1 pseudogene is annotated in these 504 nt (G+C 46.2%); it reads right to left on the bottom strand.

The window, feature by feature from the left end:
* A pseudogene (locus ACFIJJ_RS10260) lies at nucleotides 1-504 on the bottom strand (DUF4815 domain-containing protein); the annotation flags it as partial.

Raw genomic sequence — 504 nt, 5'->3', positions numbered from 1 at the left:
TAACTATCATCAAGAAAAGGGTCTGCAAACATGCCCTTTTTGGCAACAGGTTCTTTAGAGTCAACATTGCTTTTAATACGCTCTAATTGCATCAATCGATCAAGCGAAAGCACTCGTTGAAAATAGCGCCACATCTCATCATAGGGGGCAACACGGGTGCCATCATTAACCACAAGGGGGGTACTAAGCCAATTGTTGGTAATGGTGGCAAGAGAGAGCACCTCATCAGGGACACTGGGTGCCATGGGTTGGTCTGAAGAAATCCCTTTGATATAGACGACATTTCCCCCTGTGTTGAGACCAATACGGTCAATGCGGGGGAGTTTGTAAGTGTAACTGACAATGATATCACCATTCTCAGCACCACCTGATACTGTAATTTCCTGCGCTGTTACCTTATCAGCGGTGATTTTTGCGCGATAGCGGTCTTGCTTCCTTGAACGATTTTGATAAAAGAGGTGATGCTTTTATCAGGAACCCCATCACGCCCAGCGGCAACAGCAC

Origin of the sequence: Bartonella sp. TT29SHDZB (assembly GCF_042193395.1) — a bacterium.
Classification (GTDB): Bacteria; Pseudomonadota; Alphaproteobacteria; order Rhizobiales; family Rhizobiaceae; genus Bartonella.
The sequence above is the reverse complement of the archived record's forward strand: the minus strand, read 5'-3'. Positions and strand labels throughout refer to the sequence as shown.